This is a genomic window from Cobetia sp. MB87 (assembly GCF_011319755.1).
Classification (GTDB): Bacteria; Pseudomonadota; Gammaproteobacteria; order Pseudomonadales; family Halomonadaceae; genus Cobetia.
On the sequence record NZ_VFBC01000003.1, the window covers coordinates 38,072 to 53,756 of the forward strand.

Sequence of the window (15,685 nt, forward strand, 5' to 3'; positions counted from 1 at the left end):
GAAGTGTGAGGAGTGTCAGGAGAGGTGAAGAACACAGCGCGGACGACTCGACATCAGCGCAGGTTCATCCCGCCAGTCGCGAGGAGTGATGGCCGGTGATCTTCCACTCGCCGAGGATCTCCTCGAAGGTGAACAGAAAACGGGCCGGTATCGTGACCGTCTCGTCAGCGGCGCGATACTCGAAGGTATAGTGCCCGCCAATCACGACGGTCCCCAGCTTGCGGCTGACCCGTGGCGAGTACTCACCCAGCTCGCAGGCCAGTGCCTCATTGGCGAGAAAGCCATCGAAGTAGGCCTGACGCTGCTGGCGATTCTCACGCACGTCATCGGCGACCGTCGGCACCAGAATCGCATCCTCGGCATACAGCGAGAGAAGCGTCTCCTTTTCGCCGCGAGTGACGGCGATCGCCCAGCGCTCAAGCGTGCGCGTCGCGGCATTGATGCAGAATTCAGCGTCACGTTCCGTCAATGGAGGGGACGTCGGATGAGGCATGCTGTGGCTCTCCCTTGAGGATGAGGCTCTTGAGAACTTGGAAGGAAAGACGGGGACCTGCCGGCCTCCCCGCCCTGATGTCACGTGATCGCTCAGGCGTCTGCACACTGCAGGATGCCCTGCCCCAGGCGCTCGATCAGCTGCGGATAGAGTGTCTCGCCCAGCGGCAGCCCGACCCCCAGCGGCTCGAAGACGATAGAGGTCTTGACGCCGGTCCCCTCGAAGACACTCTCGATCAACGCCGGGTTGTACTGTGGCTCACGGAAGACGCACTGGATGTTGTCTCGCGCTACACGCGCCTGGATCTCCTTGATGCGCGCCGGGCTGGGCGTGGAGGCATCCCCCAGCGAGATGGCACCGGAGGCCGGAGCTTCGAAGCGGTGCTCGAAGTACTGGTAGGCATCATGGAAGACGATATAGCGAGTGCCCTGGACCTGCGCCAGACGCGCAGACAGTGCGTCCGTCATCGCCTCTAGCTCCTGCTGACCGGCCCGGGCATTGCTGCGATAGGTCGCCGCGTGCTCCGGGTCCTGCGCTGCCAGCGATTCCGCGATCGCTGCCAGCCAGAGACGCGCATTCATCGGGTCCAGCCAGCCATGCGGGTTCATGCCATCGTGGGCATGCTCATGGTGCTCGTCATGGCCGTCGTGATGCTCGTCGTGCTCCGCATGGGCTTCGTGACCGCCATCATGATGCTCGTCATGGTCACCGTGCTCTTCATGATCACCGTGCTCGTCATGATCACCATCATGATGCTCTTCATGATCGCCATGCACTTCATCATGTTCAGAAGACGCCTCGTCATCATGATGATGCGCTTCGAAGGTGGGCCCCTCGCGATAGCTCAGATGAAGGGTGCCGGGCACTTCCATCAGCTCGACGACATCGGCATCCGCCGCCAGCGACGCACGCGCCTTGGCAAGCCAGGGTGTCAGGTCATCACTGACGAAGAATATGACATCCGCGTCGGCGAGTGATCTGGCTTCGGAGGTCCGCATGGAATACCCATGCGGAGAGGCACCCGGCTGAATGACAAGCTCGGGACTGCCCAGCTCTCCCATGACGCGCGCGACCAATGAATGCACCGGGGGGATGTCCACCGCGACCGAGGGCACGTCAGCCATGGCCATGACCGGAGCCATCATCAAAGGCAGCGAGAGGAAGGGCAGCGACCGATTGCGCATGACGGTTCTCCAGAAGATGCGATGTCACGGAAGGAAAGTCGGCGACGCTACCGCCCCGACAAAATATGTTATAACATAACACTTCGTGTCATTGAACCGTCAACACTTCATCACCTGGAGGCCCTGGCCACTCCATGCCGCTGTTATCGATCGAGAATCTCACCGTCACCCTTGGCAAACACCGCATTCTCGAGGATATCGATCTGCAGGTGGAGCGCGGTGAAATCGTCACTCTGGTAGGACCGAATGGATCGGGCAAGTCCACGCTGCTTCGCAGCATCATCGGGGCCATCACCCCTTCGCGTGGCCAGATAGCGCGACAGCCCGGACTCAAGATCGGCTATGTCCCTCAACGTCTGAGTCTGGACCCGACACTGCCGATGACGGTGGAACGCTTCCTGAACCTGCCACATCGGCATTCGCTGGATGCCGTGGCCCATGCCCTCCTGCAGGCCGGTATTCCCGGAGCCGAGGTGCAACAGGTCGCCAGCCTCTCCGGCGGCCAGTTCCAGCGCATTCTGCTGGCCCGCGCACTGCTGGACTCCCCTGATCTCCTGCTGCTGGATGAAGCGACTCAGGGGCTGGATCACCGAGGCATCGCGGATTTCTATCGTCAGATCGACCGTGTCCGTCACACCCTCGGCTGCGGAGTCCTGATGGTCAGTCATGAGCTGCATGTGGTGATGCGCGCCTCGGACCGCGTCGTCTGCCTGCATGGGCACGTCTGTTGTCAGGGCACGCCCGAGCGCGTCATGGCGTCATCGGCCTATCAGGATCTGTTCGGACTCGACACCGCTGACGCCCTCGCCTTCTACCGTCATGACCATCGACACAGCCATCACCACAGCCACTCGGCACCGCCGCTGGATGACAGTATCCCGTCACATACCTCCACGACTCCCGTTTCAGAGAGACTGCACTGATGCTTGACGCCTTCCTGGACGACTTCATGGTCCGCGCCGCTCTGGCAGGCATTGCCGTCGCGCTTGCAGCAGCACCCTTGGGCTGTTTCGTCGTCTGGCGACGCATGGCCTATTTCGGTGATGCCACAGCCCACGCCGCGATTCTCGGCGTAGCCCTGTCGCTGTTGATGTCCACCTCGATTCTGATCGGCGTGCTCGCCGTCTCGCTGATCATGGCAACACTGGTCACGCTGCTCAGTGGGCGCGGCTATGCCATGGACACACTGCTTGGCGTCATGGCGCACTCCGCGCTTGCCTTCGGACTGGTCGCCGTCTCCTTCCTGCCTGGGGTGCGCATCGATCTGATGGCCTACCTGTTCGGCGACATTCTGGCCGTCAGCAAGACGGATCTCGCCATCATTGCCTCAGGTGGCCTGCTGGTCATCGGTCTCATCCGTTGGCGCTGGTCGGCATTGCTCACCGCCACGCTCAACGAGGACCTGGCGCGCGCCAGCGGCATCAACCCACGACGTGAGCAGCTGGTGCTGACACTGTCGTTGGCCGTGGTGGTCGCGGTTGCCCTGAAGGTGGTCGGGGCGCTTCTGATCACCGCGCTGTTGATCATCCCCGCGGCCACGGCGCGTCCCTTCTGTCGCACCCCCGAACTCATGGCAATCGCCGCGGCCATCATCGGCGGAGTCTCCACCACCGGCGGACTGCAGGCGGCCTACTGGCTGGATACCCCCACCGGCCCGACCATCGTGTGTCTCGCCGCCTCGCTGTTTGCCTTGAGCAGCGTATCAGCCCGTCTCATCCGCCGTGGCTCACAGGCCGGCAGCGGAACCTCTGCTCGAGGTTGACGTGTGCGCGCCCAGGCAGCGGCCGCCTGGGCCGGCATGACACCTGACTAGCGTTCTTCTTCCAGCATCAGCTTGCGCAGCAGACAGGCAAGCTGATGCTGCTCATCGCTGTCCAGTGCACTCGCCATACGATGCATGTTCTCCACATGCGCCTCCAGCGTACCGTCGATCAGGCGGGCCCCCTTTTCGGTCAGAGCGACCCGATTGCTGCGCCGATCCTCATCACTGGCCTGTCGCTGCAACAACCCTCGCTTCACCAGCTGATCTATCCGCGTGCTCATGGCACCGGAAGAGAGCATCAACGTCTGATACAGCTGCGTCGGTGTCAAAGGCGCCTGTGAACGTCGCAGCGTCGCCAAGATGTCGAACTCGACAGTCGACAGGCCCTCCTTCTCGAATACCTGCTCCATCCTCGAGCCAAACACGCGACCTGCTCGGCTGATACGCCCGAATATGCCCATCGGCCGGCAATCCAGATCGGGGCGAGCCTTCTCCCACTGCGCAAGAATGCGATCCACGGCATCCGTCATCATGAAAACTCCCAGTTATCTTTCCAAAAAGATACTTTGATGATGGCGGTTTTGCGAGTACTCTCACATCTGTCTTTTTAGAAAGATACTTCAAGGAGAGACAAATATGCCATCTTCACACCTGAAGGTTCTCGCCATGACCGCCACGGCCCCGATCATATGGGGAAGTACTTACCTGGTGACACAGACGCTTCTCCCTGCCGACACCCCATTCACCGCAGCCACCATTCGCGCCCTTCCCGCGGGAATGCTGATTCTGCTCTGGACACGACAGACCTTGTCAGGAGGATGGTGGGTGAAAGCCATGGTGCTGGGCACTCTCAATATCGGACTCTTCTTTACCTGCCTGTTTGCCGCTGCCTACCGCATCCCCGGCAGCATGGCCGCCTTGCTGCTGGCAAGTCAGTCGGTGTGGGTTCTACTGCTGAGCCGCTGGTGGCTGGGGACAGGCTTCAGCATGACAGCCGCAATGCAGTGTGGACTGGGCATGGTGGGAGTGGTGCTGCTGCTCAATCCCGGCCAGGGTGGGCTGGACATGACAGGGGTCGGGATCGCACTGCTCGGTGCTGTATCGATGGCTGCCGGCATCGTACTCAGCAAGCGCTGGCAACGTCCGCCCGACGTCAGTCAATTGAGTCTGACGGGTTGGCAATTGATCTTCGGTGGACTGTTGTTGCTGCCCTTGGCCGCCTGGTCGGAAGGCATACCGACCAGTCTCGAGCCGCAACATCTGCTGGGCTATGGCTACCTGATCCTGCCGGGTGGGGTACTCGGCTATGGCCTCTGGTTTGCCGGCATCCAGCGACTGCCCGCCTTTTCCGCATCACTGCTGGGAATCTTCAGCCCGCTGACGGCAACGGTGCTGGGCTTTGCGTGGATGGGCGAGTCATTCGGGCCCCTTCAATGGCTTGGCACTTTCTGCATCACTTCTGCCCTGACATTCCCCCTCTGGGCATCGCTCAAGCGACGTAGCGCTCAGCCAAGCCGTCATGAGTTGACTCGATGACCCACCGGGGAAACCCGACGTGCATGGGCAGCCGGCCTTCAATGGGAAAGCCATCTCTGCCAGGAACGTAGAAACAGAACACCCCACTGAGCGCGGATCAGTGGGGTGTCTTGGTGAGTGTCAGCAGTTCAGAGACTCAGATGCCGTCGCTCACTCCCAGGCGGGGAATGGGTCTGGCAGGTCACGCCAGGCTTCCTTGCCCGCCAGCAGCGTGGCGTCATCGAGCAGACAGTCGTCCAGCGCCTGGCGGATACGGGCTTCATCCAGGTTCTGACCGATGAAGACCAGCTCCTGGCGCATGTCACCGAAGGGCTCTTCCCACTTGTCCTGGATCGACTCCAGATACTCGGGGTCTTCTGGCCATTCAACCTCCGGGACTGCCTTCCAGAACATACCGCCGAACCCGTAGTGGGCGATGCCGCCGGCCTGATTCCACTGCCCGGCAAACTGCGGGCGCGTGGCCAGCCAGAAGAAGCCCTTGGAGCGCAGCAGCTTGCCGCCGAACCAGTCTCCGTGGAGCAGCTGATGGAATTTCTCGGGGTGGAACGGTACGCGCGCATGGTAGGAGAAACTCGAGATACCGTACTCCTCGGTCTCCGGCACGTGCTCGCCGCGCATCTCCTTCAGCCAGCCCGGTGCCTGCTGTGCCCGGTCAAAACTGAAACGGCCAGTATTGAGCACCGATTCCAGCGGGACTGCGCCGTGGGCCATGGACTGGATGTCAGCCTCGGGATTGAGCGAGCGCAGCACGGCCTTCAGCTCATCCAGCTGGGTTGCCTCGATCATGTCCGTCTTGCTGATCAACAGCACATCACAGAACTCGATCTGATCGACCAGCAGATCCGCGACATTGCGCTCATCGTCTTCGCCGAGGCTTTCTCCCGCTTCCGCCAGTGACTGCGCCTCGCGATACTGGGTGAGGAAGTTGGCACCATCCACGACGGTCACCATGGTGTCGAGACGCGCGACACTGGAGAGGCACTGGCCATCCTCGTCCTCGAAGGTGAAGGTTTCCGCCACTGGCAGGGGCTCGGAAATGCCGGTGGATTCGATCACCAGGCAGTCGAAGCGCCCCTCCTCGGCCAGCCGGTGCACCTCGATGAGCAGGTCCTCGCGCAGCGTGCAGCAGATGCAGCCATTGCTCATCTCCACCAGCTGCTCCTCGGCGCGATTGAGCGCCACCTCGCTGCCTGTGCCGGGTGCGCCACGCACCATGGCGGCGTCGATATTGACCTCGCTCATGTCATTCACGATCACCGCCACCCGCCGCCCTTCGCAGTTGGCCAGGATGTGATTGAGCAGCGTCGTCTTGCCGGCGCCCAGAAAACCGGACAGCACAGTGACTGGCAGGGATTGTGGCAGGGGCCGCGACAGGGCTTGAGACGGGTGTTGCGTTGGAGACACTCGGGGGGAAGTCATCAGGCGGTACCTCGATAGGATAGGGTCTTGGCCACGTCGCTTTCGCCTGGAGGCATTCTTGCCGGCGCAGGGTCAGGGCGAGGGACAGGTGAGTGCCTGGACGTGGGGGACCGCTGGTTTCTCGATCATCAGATGCGATAAATGATACGTTATAACATAATCTTCCGTCAGCCATTTTCTGATGAACCGCCCCACCTCCTTGTCTCATCAGCATCAGAAAGAAAGAAAACGCCCCACTGGCAAGCCAGCGGGGCGTTTCTCGTCGTGAGCAGAATGTCAGGTGACGATCAGACCGCCATCATCACGGCAGAGGCCATCACTGCCCCGCCCACAAGACGAGATGCGATGGTTGGCACGCCCATCAGACGCTGACCCGCTACACGGCCCAGCAACGCCAGTACCACTGTGGCGACCGCAAAACCTGCCATATAGAGCGTAACGCTACCTGACGCTGGCATCTCCATGGCGTGGGCGAAACCATGAAACGTCATGAAGCCGGCCACCATGACGGCGCCAGCCAGAGTCGGCAGACGCATCAGCAATGCCACCAGAGCACCGGACACCAGCACCGAGAGCAGGATGCCCTGTTCCGCGATCAGCGCATGCAGCGCCTGTCCACCGCTGAGAAGCGCAATCCCCGCTCCCGCCAGCATGCCGATGACCATCAGCAGCGGCGTGCCAAGCCTCAAGGCCCGTGACTGGCGTGCACTCCAGATGCCGATGGCCAGCATGGCCAGCAGGTGATCCAGCCCGGTGAAGGGATGCGTCAAACCGGCCATCAGTCCCTGGGCATCATGGCCCGGATGTGCGGAGGCCGAGGTCGCCACCAGCAACAGTGAGGTGGCCAGCAGTGCAGAGTGAGAACGCTTCATGTGTCATTCCTGAACAAGATGATGATGAATTCACCCGATATCCGCCATGTGTCGACTACCGGGAGACAATGGGCGACAGGCAAGTGGCAGAAAACGCTGAGCCGTCAGGCCTGTGCGGCCAGCTTTTCCGGGCGGCGCTCCGGCAGCATGCCGCGATCCAGAATGAAGGCGATGATCTCTTCCAGGCCGACGCCGTCATACAGGTTGGCGAATACGAAGGGCCGCTCGCCACGCATCTTGCGTGAGTCACGGTCCATCACCTCAAGCGAGGCATGCACCTGCTCGGCGATGTCGATCTTGTTGATGATCAGAAGATCCGACTTGGTGATGCCCGGCCCGCCCTTGCGCGGAATCTTGTCGCCTGCCGAGACATCGATCACATAGAGGGTAAGATCGGAAAGTTCGGGGCTGAAGGTCGCGGACAGGTTGTCACCGCCGGATTCCACCAGCACCAGCTCCATGTTCGGATGGCGGGCCTGGAGATCATCGATGGCCGCCAGATTCATCGAGGCGTCTTCGCGGATCGCGGTATGCGGACAGCCGCCGGTCTCGACGCCGAGAATGCGGTCCGCCTCCAGCGCTTCATGGCGCAGCAGGAAATCGGCATCTTCGCGGGTGTAGATGTCATTGGTGACCACCCCGATGTCGTAGTGATCGCGCAGGGCCAGACACAGCTGACGCAACAGCGCCGTCTTGCCGGAGCCCACCGGCCCCCCCACTCCTACGCGTAGACAATGCTTCATGACAGCTTCCTTTCTCGTGAGATATCAGGCGTTCGTGTCGGTCGGTTCAGGCGCTGCCGCCTCAGGACAGGCGGCGTTCGCTCAACTCCTGAACAGACGGGAATATTGGGTTTCGTGCTGGGCGGAGGCGAGTGCCAGCCCCGGCAGTATCGGGCCAAGCGCTGCATCCGGGCGCTCAAGCGCCTGTGCGACGACCTCCACCACGCGGGGGCGCAGTTGTTCGGTCAGGCGCTGCGCGGCGGTATGCCCCAGCGGCATGGCCTTGCAGGCCACCGCGAGCTGGTTTTCCAGCCAGGCCCAGGCAAAGCCGATCAAGGTCTGGCGCAGTGGCACCCCACGCTGGTGCGCCACCCAGGCAAACACCGTGACGTAGCCCGGTGTCTCGGGCATCAGCGCCGCTGGCGGTTCAAGTTCGAGGCTTCTGAGCAGGCGCAGCAGCGCCGCCCCGAGACGTGCGTCCTCATCGCTGAGTTCGGCGGTCTCGCGTGTCGCCTTGAGCCAGCCACCCCACTCGTCGAGCGCCGATGCATCCCCCTCGGCCCACGCCTGCTGCAGGCGCACCAGCAACGGCAGCTCGCAACGGCCGAGCCCGTCTTCCAGCACGCCGTCGATCCATTCGCCAAGCTCGCGCTCCTGAGTGACCCAACCAAGCTCGAAGGCGCTCTCCAGCCCCTGGGACCAGGCAAAGGCACCGATGGGCAAGGCCGGACTCACCAGCTGCAGGAGCCCCAGCAGTGCCAGGTCCTCCTGAGCCGGCAGGCCCGCCATGGCATCAATGCTCATGCGTGTGCTCATGGGCGTGGCTGTGAGAATGACCGTGGCTGTGCTCATGACCATGACCATGATCGTGGCTATGGTCATGGCCGTGAGCATGGGAATGCGCTTGCCCCGCCTGGGCATAGGCGCCCGGCTCAGGGTCAAAAGGCGCCTCGTGATGGGTGAGGGTCGCGCCCAGTCGTTCGGCCAGCGCTTCCAGCACGTGATCCGGCGGGAAGCGCACCCAGCCGGTCTCGGCTTCCTGCATGCCGATCGCCAGCTGCACATGGCGATTGCCCAGGTGATAGCAGAGCGCTGCCATCGGGCGCCCTGCGGCGATGTAGGCAGTCACTACCGGCTCATCCGCGGCGCGGATGCGGATCACCTCACCCTCGCGTGAGGCCAGGCGATCGCCGTCACGCAGCACCGGTCCGCGATCCAGAAACAGGCCGACCTCGCGCCCGCCGTCCGTGGTGGCACGCAGCCGCCCGCGGATGCGCAGCTCCAGCGGCAGGGTCAGGGTGTCGAGGGGCTCGACTTCGGTGTGAGCGCTCGCTGGGTCGCCTGAGCCACTGGCGTCTGGCAGGCGATGTATCAGTTCCATCATGGCGTCAATCTCGAATAGGGAATCAGAGCAGGCTCTTGAAACAGGCCCTCAGAACCGGTCTTCAGAACAGGTGATAGCGCTGGGCCAGCGGCAGCTCGGTGGCAGGCACACAGGTCAGAAGCTCACCGTCGGCGAAGACTTCGTAGGTCTCGGGGTCGACCTTGAGCTCCGGGCAGGCATCGTTGAGTTTCATGTCACGCTTGCGCACCTGGCGTACGTCGCGACAGGCGGACAACGGGCTGTCGAGTCCGAGGGCCTCGCCGACACCGGCCTTGAGCGCCGCCTGAGAGACGAAGGTCAGGCGCGTGGCGCTGGCTGCCTTGCCGAAGGCGCCGAACATCGGGCGGTAATGCACTGGCTGCGGCGTGGGAATCGAGGCATTCGGGTCGCCCATCGGCGCGGCGGCGATCATGCCGCCCTTGAGAATACAGGCCGGTTTGACGCCGAAGAACGCCGGTGACCACAGCACCAGATCCGCCAGCTTGCCGACCTCGATGGAGCCGACCTCATGGGCGATACCGTGAGTGATGGCCGAGTTGATGGTGTACTTGGCGATATAGCGGCGGGCACGGAAATTGTCGGTGCCGCGCTCGGCATCCTCCGCCAGCAGGCCGCGCTGCTCGCGCATCTTGTGCGCGGTCTGCCAGGTGCGGCAGATCACCTCGCCCACACGGCCCATCGCTTGGGAATCCGAGGACATCATCGAGATGACACCCAGATCATGCAGGATGTCCTCGGCGGCGATGGTCTCGCGGCGAATGCGCGAATCGGCGAAGGCCACATCCTCGGGGATGCTCGGGTCCAGGTGGTGGCAGACCATCAGCATGTCGAGATGCTCATCCACCGTGTTGACGGTGTAAGGCCGCGTCGGGTTGGTGGAGGACGGCAGCACGTTGGGCCGCGAACAGGCAGTGATGATGTCCGGCGCATGGCCGCCACCGGCGCCTTCGGTGTGGAAGGTGTGGATGCAACGGTCCTTGAAGGCCGCCAGCGTATCCTCGACGAAGCCTGATTCATTCAGGGTGTCGGTATGGATCGCCACCTGCACATCGTAGGCATCGGCGACTGTCAGACAGTTGTCGATGGAGGCCGGCGAGGTGCCCCAGTCCTCATGCAGCTTGAGGCCGATCACGCCGGCCTCGATCTGCTGCTCCAGCCCCTCGGGCAGCGAGGCATTGCCCTTGCCGAGCAAGCCGATGTTCATCGGCAGGCTGTCCACCGCCTGCAGCATCTTGCCGATATGCCAGGGCCCCGGCGTACAGGTGGTGGCATTGGTGCCGGTGGCCGGCCCCGTGCCACCGCCGAGCATGGTGGTGATGCCGCTCATCAGCGCCTCTTCCACCTGCTGGGGGCAGATGAAGTGGATGTGCGGGTCGACACCGCCGGCAGTCAGGATCTTGCCCTCGCCGGCGATGATCTCGGTGCCCGGACCGATCACGATGTCCACGTCAGGCTGGGTGTCGGGATTGCCGGCCTTGCCGATGGCCGCGATGCGCCCGGCCTTGAGGCCGACATCCGCCTTGACGATGCCCCACCAGTCCAGAATCAGCGCATTGGTGATCACGGTATCCATCACGCTGTCATCGGCGCGCTGGCTCTGGCCCATGCCGTCGCGGATCACCTTGCCACCGCCGAACTTCACCTCTTCGCCATAGTGAGTGAAGTCCTTTTCCACCTCGATCCACAGTGCCGTGTCGCCCAGACGTACGCGGTCACCAGTGGTCGGGCCGTACATGTCGGCATAGGCCTGTCGCGTTATCTTCATGGGTTGCCTCTTGATCCCTGAGCCGCAGTCTCTGAATGAGCTCCAAGGTAAATGCCTGTCGGTGCCATTGCCTGACGCCTTGACGGAAAGGTTGTCTCTCGCTCAGCGCTCGACACTGCCGTCATCCTTGAGCTGCCCCATCACCTCGCCACGGAAGCCATAGATGTGGCGACTGCCGGCGAAGGGAATCAGCGTGACGTCACGCGTCTGCCCGGGCTCGAAGCGAATCGCCGTGCCGGCGGCGATATCCAGGCGCTGCCCGAGGGCGGCCTCGCGATCGAACACCAGCGCCGGATTGGCCTCGGCAAAGTGATAGTGCGAGCCGATCTGGATCGGTCGGTCGCCGGTATTGCCGACCGAGAGCGTGGTGCGCAGGCGGTCTTCGCAGAGAGAGATCTCGCCGTCCGCTACCTGATATTCCCCGGGAATCATCATTGCTTACCTCACACGATGGGGTTGTGAACGGTCACCAGCTTGGTGCCATCCGGGAAGGTCGCCTCGACCTGCACCTCGGGAATCATCTCGGCGATGCCTTCCATCACGTCCTCACGGGTCAGCACCTCCGCGCCGCGCCCCATCAGCTCGGCCACGCTCAAACCTTCGCGGGCGCCTTCCAGAATCTCGGCGCTGATCAAGGCGATGGATTCCGGATAATTGAGTTTGAGGCCCTTGGCCTTGCGGCGCTCGGCCAGCAGTGCTGCGGTGAACAGCAACAGCTTGTCCTTGTCTCTTGGCGTCAGTTCCATGTCGTGGCTCTTGTGGTTGTCATTGCGTGGGGGCTCTCGAGGTCAGGTCAGCCAGATACGTGGCACCTGTGCCTCACGCCCGGTCATCAGTGGGCGCAGGATCCGCCATGCCTGTTGGCACAGTGCCCAGGCCTCGTTGCGTTCATGGCCGAGATAGCGCAGCAGCAACACGCCCTCGCGGCGTGTCACCGCCCATCGCGGAGTGGCAGGCATCGCCTCGCGCAGGGCCTCGATGGCCGCCGCTTCATCTGCAAGCCCGACCGCCCACAGCGTGGCCTGGACACTGCAGCCGCCCTGCCCCCAGCGCCCCGTGAAGCGTGGATGCAGCGGGTCCAGCGACTGGCGCTCGATCCACAATGGCTTGCCGTCACGCGTCAGGCGAAAGCGTTGTTCCAGATGGCCGCTGACGAAGGGCAGCTCACCGACGGGCCGGCCAAGTGCCAGCACTTCCCAACCCAGACAACGGGCATTGCCCTCAAGCTCGAGGGTGGTGGTCTGCTCGCCGCGCGAGCCATTGAAGGCCAGCGTTTCCTGAGGCAGCCATTCCAGAGTGGCGCCGTCGGCGACCTTGAGATGGGTATGCTGGCCCCAGGCCACGCCGTTGCGATCCGCCTTGTAGAGCTTGGCGGCCGCCGGCGTGGTCAACAGCACCTGCGCGCCTTCCTCGACCTCTGCCGTGATATGCAGCGCATCACCACTGACCAGCCCGCCGGGAGGGTGCAGCAGATAGACATGGCAGCAGCCGTGGCGGCCTTCCGGATAGAACGGTCGCTGCACGCGCAGCGGGCCGTGATGGCGGCGACGCGTCAGTCGCGTGATGGGGCCTGCGCCATCGCGGGTGTCGGTCTCGAAGCGCAGCGCCAGCGAGGCCTGCCACTGACGCTGATCATCGAAGCGATGGCCGGACGCGACATCCGTCGCGCCGTCTGCGGAAATCATGCGCTGGATCGTCATACGGTCAGGTGCTGCCTGATCAGTTCATCGGACAGCGCCGCGATCTCGCCTTCGGCCACCCGCCGGCCGCGATCCATGATCACGAAGCGATCGGCGTACTTGCGCGCGAAGGGCAGCTTCTGCTCCACCAGCAAGACGGTCAGGCCGTCTTCCTTGATCAGGCGGCGGATGACCTCGCCTATCTGAGCGACGATATTGGGCTGGATGCCTTCGCCGGGCTCATCGAGAATCAGCAGGCGCGGCTCGATCACCAGCGCGCGGCCGATGGCGAGCTGTTGCTGCTGGCCGCCGGACAGGTCGCCCCCGCGCCGGTGACGCATCTCCTTGAGCACGGGAAACAGCTCATAGATGCGCTCGGGAATCTGACGCAGCCCATCACGACGTACGGCCAGCCCGGTGCGCAGGTTCTCTTCCACCGTCATCATCGGGAAGATCTGACGTCCCTGGGGGACATAGCCGATGCCCAGTCGGGCGCGCTCCTCAAGCTTGCGACGTGTCAGATCAAGGGGCTCGTGGCCACTGGCATCGCGACCGGAATCGCTGTCACTGGCATCGCCATCGGCGCGGTAAAGGAGCTTGCCGTCACGGACGCTCTCCTCACCCATGATGCATTTCATCAGCGTGGTCTTGCCGACGCCGTTGCGGCCCATCACGCAGGTGCATTGGCCGGCGGGAATTTCCAGCGTGAGATCCCACAGCGTATGACTCTCGCCGTAGAACTGATTGAGCGACTCGATGCTCAGCAGCGGCGACTCGCCGTTCGTCACCGGGTCACTCGTCTCCGTGTCATTCGTCGCCGGGTCATGGCTCGTCGATGCGTTGGGCATCGGGGTATCGGTCATCTGCGCTTGCGTCATCCGTCACTCTCTCCCAGGTAGACTTCGACGACTTTCGGGTCGGTCGATACCGCATCCATGCTGCCTTCCGCCAGTACCGAGCCCTGATGCAGCACCGTGACCTTGCGTGCGATGGAGCGCACGAAGCCCATGTCGTGCTCGACCACCACCACCGACTGGCGGCCCGCCAGGCTGGTCAGCAGCTCCGCGGTGCGCTCCATCTCCTGCTCGGTCATGCCGGCCACCGGCTCATCGACCAGCAGCAGACGCGGTTTCTGCATCAACAGCATGCCGATCTCCAGCCACTGCTTCTGGCCGTGGGACAGGATGCCCGCCTCGCGCGCATGCCATTCCTTGAGATGAATCGTCTGCAGCACTTCCTCGATCCGATCCCGAGTCTCGCCGGTCATGCGCGCGGTCAGGGTCGGGAAGATGCGCTTGTCGGTGGCCATCGCGAGTTCGAGATTCTCGAACACGCTGAGCGCCTCGAAGACGGTGGGCTTCTGGAACTTGCGCCCGATGCCCAGGGTGGCGATCTCCGGCTCACTCATGTGCAGCAGGTCGTGGCGGCTGCCGAACCACACCGAGCCACTGTCGGGGCGGGTCTTGCCGGTGATGATGTCCATCATCGTGGTCTTGCCGGCGCCGTTGGGGCCGATGATGCAGCGCAGCTCACCATCGTCGATGGTCAGGTTGAGGTCATTGATCGCCTTGAAGCCATCGAAGCTGACACTGACATCCTCCAGGTAGAGGATCGGCCCGTGGGTCACATCCACCGGCGAGACGCGCGGGGACAGGAAGTCGAACACGCGATCCCGCGTGGCCATCTCTTTCAACAGGCTCATGCAGTGGCCTCCTGCTCGGTGGGACGAGTCGCGTTCGTCGGATCAATCTTCGCCCTGGACGACGAGCGTCTGCCCCAGCCACGCTGGGCGAACAGACCGGCGATGCCCTTGGGCAACAGCACGGTGACCAGCACGAACAGACCGCCGAGAGCGAACAGCCAGGCGTCCGGCATGATGCCGGTGAACACCGTCTTGGCGTAATTGACGATCAACGCGCCCAGCACGGCGCCGTAGAGCGTCGCACGGCCACCGAGCGCCACCCACACCACCACCTCGATGGAGAACAGCGGCGAGAACTCGCCGGGATTGATGATGCCGACCTGCGGCACATACAGCGCTCCCGCCACTCCGGCCAGCATCGCCGAGACCACGAAGATGAACAGCTGGACACGTTCGACGCGATAGCCCAGAAAGCGCGTGCGCGCCTCGGCGTCGCGACAGGCGATGCTCACGCGCCCGAGCTTGGAGCCGACGATGCCGCGACACAGCAGATAACCGAGTCCCAGCGCTACGCCACTGGCGATGAACAGCGCGATGCGTACCGCATCCGTGCGCAGATCGAAGCCGAGAATGTCCTTGAAGTCAGTCAGGCCGTTGTTGCCGCCAAAGCCCATCTCATTGCGGAAGAACGCCAGCATCAAGGCGAAGGTCAGCGCCTGGGTGATGATGGAGAGATAGACGCCGGTGACGCGGGAGCGGAAGGCCAGGAAGCCGAACACCAGCGCCAGCAGCCCCGGTGCCAGCAGCACCATCAGGAAGGCGAAACCGGGCATGTCAAAGCCCTGCCAGAACCACGGCAGCTCCTGCCAGTTGAGAAAGACCATGAAATCCGGAAGCTCCGGATTGCCATAGACGCCGCGATCACCGATCTCGCGCATCAGGTACATGCCCATGGCGTAACCGCCCAGCGCGAAGAAGGCGCCGTGGCCCAGGCTGAGGATACCCAGGTAGCCCCAGACGAGATCCACCGCCACCGCCAGCAGCGCATAGCACAGGTACTTGCCCAGCAAGGTGACGGTGAAGGTGCTGACATGCAGCGGGTTACTCTCGGGCAGCAGCACATGCAGCAGCGTTATCGCGAGTACCGACAGTGTCAGCACCGCGAGGAAGATCTGGGTGGAGCGCTCCGTGAAGGGGCGCGCCAGCCAGGAACGTGAATCAGGCATG

At 63.2% G+C, this 15,685-nt stretch carries 18 protein-coding genes; 3 read left to right on the plus strand and 15 right to left on the minus strand.

Going from position 1 to position 15,685, the window contains the following annotated elements; genetic code table 11:
* Positions 1-64: 64 nt before the first annotated feature.
* Positions 65-493 carry a DUF4440 domain-containing protein gene (locus CDPAHKCJ_RS01705; protein WP_077373864.1) on the minus strand — a complete coding sequence of 143 codons (429 nt, stop codon included), beginning with the start codon at positions 491-493 and terminating at the stop codon, positions 65-67.
* A 92-nt stretch (positions 494-585) separates the two neighbouring features.
* Positions 586-1,677, minus strand: coding sequence for a zinc ABC transporter substrate-binding protein (locus CDPAHKCJ_RS01710; RefSeq protein ID WP_166018318.1), 1,092 nt, complete (start codon positions 1,675-1,677; stop codon positions 586-588).
* 134 nt (positions 1,678-1,811) lie between these two features.
* Between CDPAHKCJ_RS01710 and CDPAHKCJ_RS01715 the strand changes: the two genes are divergently transcribed.
* Both CDPAHKCJ_RS01715 and CDPAHKCJ_RS01720 read left to right on the plus strand, forming a co-directional pair.
* Complete coding sequence (locus CDPAHKCJ_RS01715; RefSeq protein WP_166018320.1) at positions 1,812-2,600, plus strand: metal ABC transporter ATP-binding protein; 789 nt, start codon at positions 1,812-1,814, stop codon at positions 2,598-2,600.
* Positions 2,600-3,439, plus strand: a complete 840-nt coding sequence (locus CDPAHKCJ_RS01720) for a metal ABC transporter permease (protein ID WP_166018322.1) — start codon at positions 2,600-2,602, stop codon at positions 3,437-3,439. The genes CDPAHKCJ_RS01715 and CDPAHKCJ_RS01720 overlap by 1 nt, the downstream gene beginning before the upstream one ends.
* A 47-nt stretch (positions 3,440-3,486) precedes the next feature.
* Here CDPAHKCJ_RS01720 and CDPAHKCJ_RS01725 read toward each other — a convergent pair whose 3' ends face one another.
* Positions 3,487-3,972 carry a MarR family transcriptional regulator gene (locus tag CDPAHKCJ_RS01725; protein ID WP_166018324.1) on the minus strand — a complete coding sequence of 162 codons (486 nt, stop codon included), beginning with the start codon at positions 3,970-3,972 and terminating at the stop codon, positions 3,487-3,489.
* Between the two features lie 133 nt (positions 3,973-4,105).
* On the opposite strand from CDPAHKCJ_RS01725, the gene CDPAHKCJ_RS01730 reads away from it, so the two are divergent.
* Complete coding sequence (locus CDPAHKCJ_RS01730; protein WP_240916624.1) at positions 4,106-4,975, plus strand: EamA family transporter; 870 nt, start codon at positions 4,106-4,108, stop codon at positions 4,973-4,975.
* Positions 4,976-5,125: 150 nt separating this feature from the next.
* Here the strand turns inward: CDPAHKCJ_RS01730 and zigA are convergent, their stop codons facing one another.
* The 12 genes from zigA to urtC all read right to left on the minus strand — a co-directional run bounded on the left by zigA (position 5,126) and on the right by urtC (position 15,684).
* The gene (gene zigA / locus CDPAHKCJ_RS01735) at positions 5,126-6,394 is read right to left on the minus strand and encodes a zinc metallochaperone GTPase ZigA (RefSeq protein ID WP_166018328.1); all 1,269 of its coding nucleotides are present in this window, start codon (positions 6,392-6,394) and stop codon (positions 5,126-5,128) included.
* 287 nt (positions 6,395-6,681) lie between these two features.
* Positions 6,682-7,266 (minus strand): HupE/UreJ family protein, encoded by a 585-nt coding sequence (locus CDPAHKCJ_RS01740; RefSeq protein WP_166018330.1) that lies wholly within the window; start codon positions 7,264-7,266, stop codon positions 6,682-6,684.
* A gap of 104 nt (positions 7,267-7,370) precedes the next feature.
* Positions 7,371-8,009, minus strand: a complete 639-nt coding sequence (gene ureG / locus CDPAHKCJ_RS01745) for an urease accessory protein UreG (protein ID WP_054556181.1) — start codon at positions 8,007-8,009, stop codon at positions 7,371-7,373.
* A gap of 81 nt (positions 8,010-8,090) precedes the next feature.
* Positions 8,091-8,792: an urease accessory UreF family protein gene (locus CDPAHKCJ_RS01750; protein ID WP_166018332.1), complete on the minus strand. Its 702-nt coding sequence runs from the start codon at positions 8,790-8,792 to the stop codon at positions 8,091-8,093.
* Positions 8,782-9,372: an urease accessory protein UreE gene (gene ureE, locus CDPAHKCJ_RS01755; RefSeq protein ID WP_166018334.1), complete on the minus strand. Its 591-nt coding sequence runs from the start codon at positions 9,370-9,372 to the stop codon at positions 8,782-8,784. The genes CDPAHKCJ_RS01750 and ureE overlap by 11 nt, the downstream gene beginning before the upstream one ends.
* A gap of 61 nt (positions 9,373-9,433) precedes the next feature.
* Positions 9,434-11,137, minus strand: coding sequence for an urease subunit alpha (gene ureC / locus CDPAHKCJ_RS01760; RefSeq protein ID WP_205700763.1), 1,704 nt, complete (start codon positions 11,135-11,137; stop codon positions 9,434-9,436).
* 102 nt (positions 11,138-11,239) lie between these two features.
* Entirely contained in the window at positions 11,240-11,569 is a 330-nt protein-coding gene (locus tag CDPAHKCJ_RS13285) for an urease subunit beta (RefSeq protein ID WP_205700768.1), read from the minus strand.
* 11 nt (positions 11,570-11,580) lie between these two features.
* Positions 11,581-11,883 (minus strand): urease subunit gamma, encoded by a 303-nt coding sequence (gene ureA, locus CDPAHKCJ_RS01765; RefSeq protein WP_107336425.1) that lies wholly within the window; start codon positions 11,881-11,883, stop codon positions 11,581-11,583.
* Between the two features lie 42 nt (positions 11,884-11,925).
* A complete protein-coding gene (locus tag CDPAHKCJ_RS01770) occupies positions 11,926-12,822 on the minus strand; it encodes an urease accessory protein UreD (RefSeq protein WP_166018336.1) in 897 nt (298 codons plus the stop codon).
* A gap of 11 nt (positions 12,823-12,833) precedes the next feature.
* Positions 12,834-13,583, minus strand: coding sequence for an urea ABC transporter ATP-binding subunit UrtE (urtE, locus tag CDPAHKCJ_RS01775; protein WP_166018594.1), 750 nt, complete (start codon positions 13,581-13,583; stop codon positions 12,834-12,836).
* Positions 13,584-13,690: 107 nt separating this feature from the next.
* Positions 13,691-14,518: an urea ABC transporter ATP-binding protein UrtD gene (urtD, locus tag CDPAHKCJ_RS01780; protein WP_166018338.1), complete on the minus strand. Its 828-nt coding sequence runs from the start codon at positions 14,516-14,518 to the stop codon at positions 13,691-13,693.
* Positions 14,515-15,684 (minus strand): urea ABC transporter permease subunit UrtC, encoded by a 1,170-nt coding sequence (gene urtC / locus CDPAHKCJ_RS01785; RefSeq protein ID WP_166018340.1) that lies wholly within the window; start codon positions 15,682-15,684, stop codon positions 14,515-14,517. The genes urtD and urtC overlap by 4 nt, the downstream gene beginning before the upstream one ends.
* Position 15,685: the final 1 nt, after the last annotated feature.

What these genes read in the sequence shown, in the direction of transcription:
- CDPAHKCJ_RS01705 (WP_077373864.1), bottom strand. Translation starts at nt 493, where the DNA reads ATGCCTCATCCGACGTCCCCTCCATTGACGGAACGTGACGCTGAATTC.
- CDPAHKCJ_RS01710 (WP_166018318.1), bottom strand. Translation starts at nt 1,677, where the DNA reads ATGCGCAATCGGTCGCTGCCCTTCCTCTCGCTGCCTTTGATGATGGCT.
- CDPAHKCJ_RS01715 (WP_166018320.1), top strand. Translation starts at nt 1,812, where the DNA reads ATGCCGCTGTTATCGATCGAGAATCTCACCGTCACCCTTGGCAAACAC.
- CDPAHKCJ_RS01720 (WP_166018322.1), top strand. Translation starts at nt 2,600, where the DNA reads ATGCTTGACGCCTTCCTGGACGACTTCATGGTCCGCGCCGCTCTGGCA.
- CDPAHKCJ_RS01725 (WP_166018324.1), bottom strand. Translation starts at nt 3,972, where the DNA reads ATGATGACGGATGCCGTGGATCGCATTCTTGCGCAGTGGGAGAAGGCT.
- CDPAHKCJ_RS01730 (WP_240916624.1), top strand. Translation starts at nt 4,106, where the DNA reads ATGACCGCCACGGCCCCGATCATATGGGGAAGTACTTACCTGGTGACA.
- zigA (WP_166018328.1), bottom strand. Translation starts at nt 6,394, where the DNA reads ATGACTTCCCCCCGAGTGTCTCCAACGCAACACCCGTCTCAAGCCCTG.
- CDPAHKCJ_RS01740 (WP_166018330.1), bottom strand. Translation starts at nt 7,266, where the DNA reads ATGAAGCGTTCTCACTCTGCACTGCTGGCCACCTCACTGTTGCTGGTG.
- ureG (WP_054556181.1), bottom strand. Translation starts at nt 8,009, where the DNA reads ATGAAGCATTGTCTACGCGTAGGAGTGGGGGGGCCGGTGGGCTCCGGC.
- CDPAHKCJ_RS01750 (WP_166018332.1), bottom strand. Translation starts at nt 8,792, where the DNA reads ATGAGCATTGATGCCATGGCGGGCCTGCCGGCTCAGGAGGACCTGGCA.
- ureE (WP_166018334.1), bottom strand. Translation starts at nt 9,372, where the DNA reads ATGATGGAACTGATACATCGCCTGCCAGACGCCAGTGGCTCAGGCGAC.
- ureC (WP_205700763.1), bottom strand. Translation starts at nt 11,137, where the DNA reads ATGAAGATAACGCGACAGGCCTATGCCGACATGTACGGCCCGACCACT.
- CDPAHKCJ_RS13285 (WP_205700768.1), bottom strand. Translation starts at nt 11,569, where the DNA reads ATGATTCCCGGGGAATATCAGGTAGCGGACGGCGAGATCTCTCTCTGC.
- ureA (WP_107336425.1), bottom strand. Translation starts at nt 11,883, where the DNA reads ATGGAACTGACGCCAAGAGACAAGGACAAGCTGTTGCTGTTCACCGCA.
- CDPAHKCJ_RS01770 (WP_166018336.1), bottom strand. Translation starts at nt 12,822, where the DNA reads ATGATTTCCGCAGACGGCGCGACGGATGTCGCGTCCGGCCATCGCTTC.
- urtD (WP_166018338.1), bottom strand. Translation starts at nt 14,518, where the DNA reads ATGAGCCTGTTGAAAGAGATGGCCACGCGGGATCGCGTGTTCGACTTC.
- urtC (WP_166018340.1), bottom strand. Translation starts at nt 15,684, where the DNA reads ATGCCTGATTCACGTTCCTGGCTGGCGCGCCCCTTCACGGAGCGCTCC.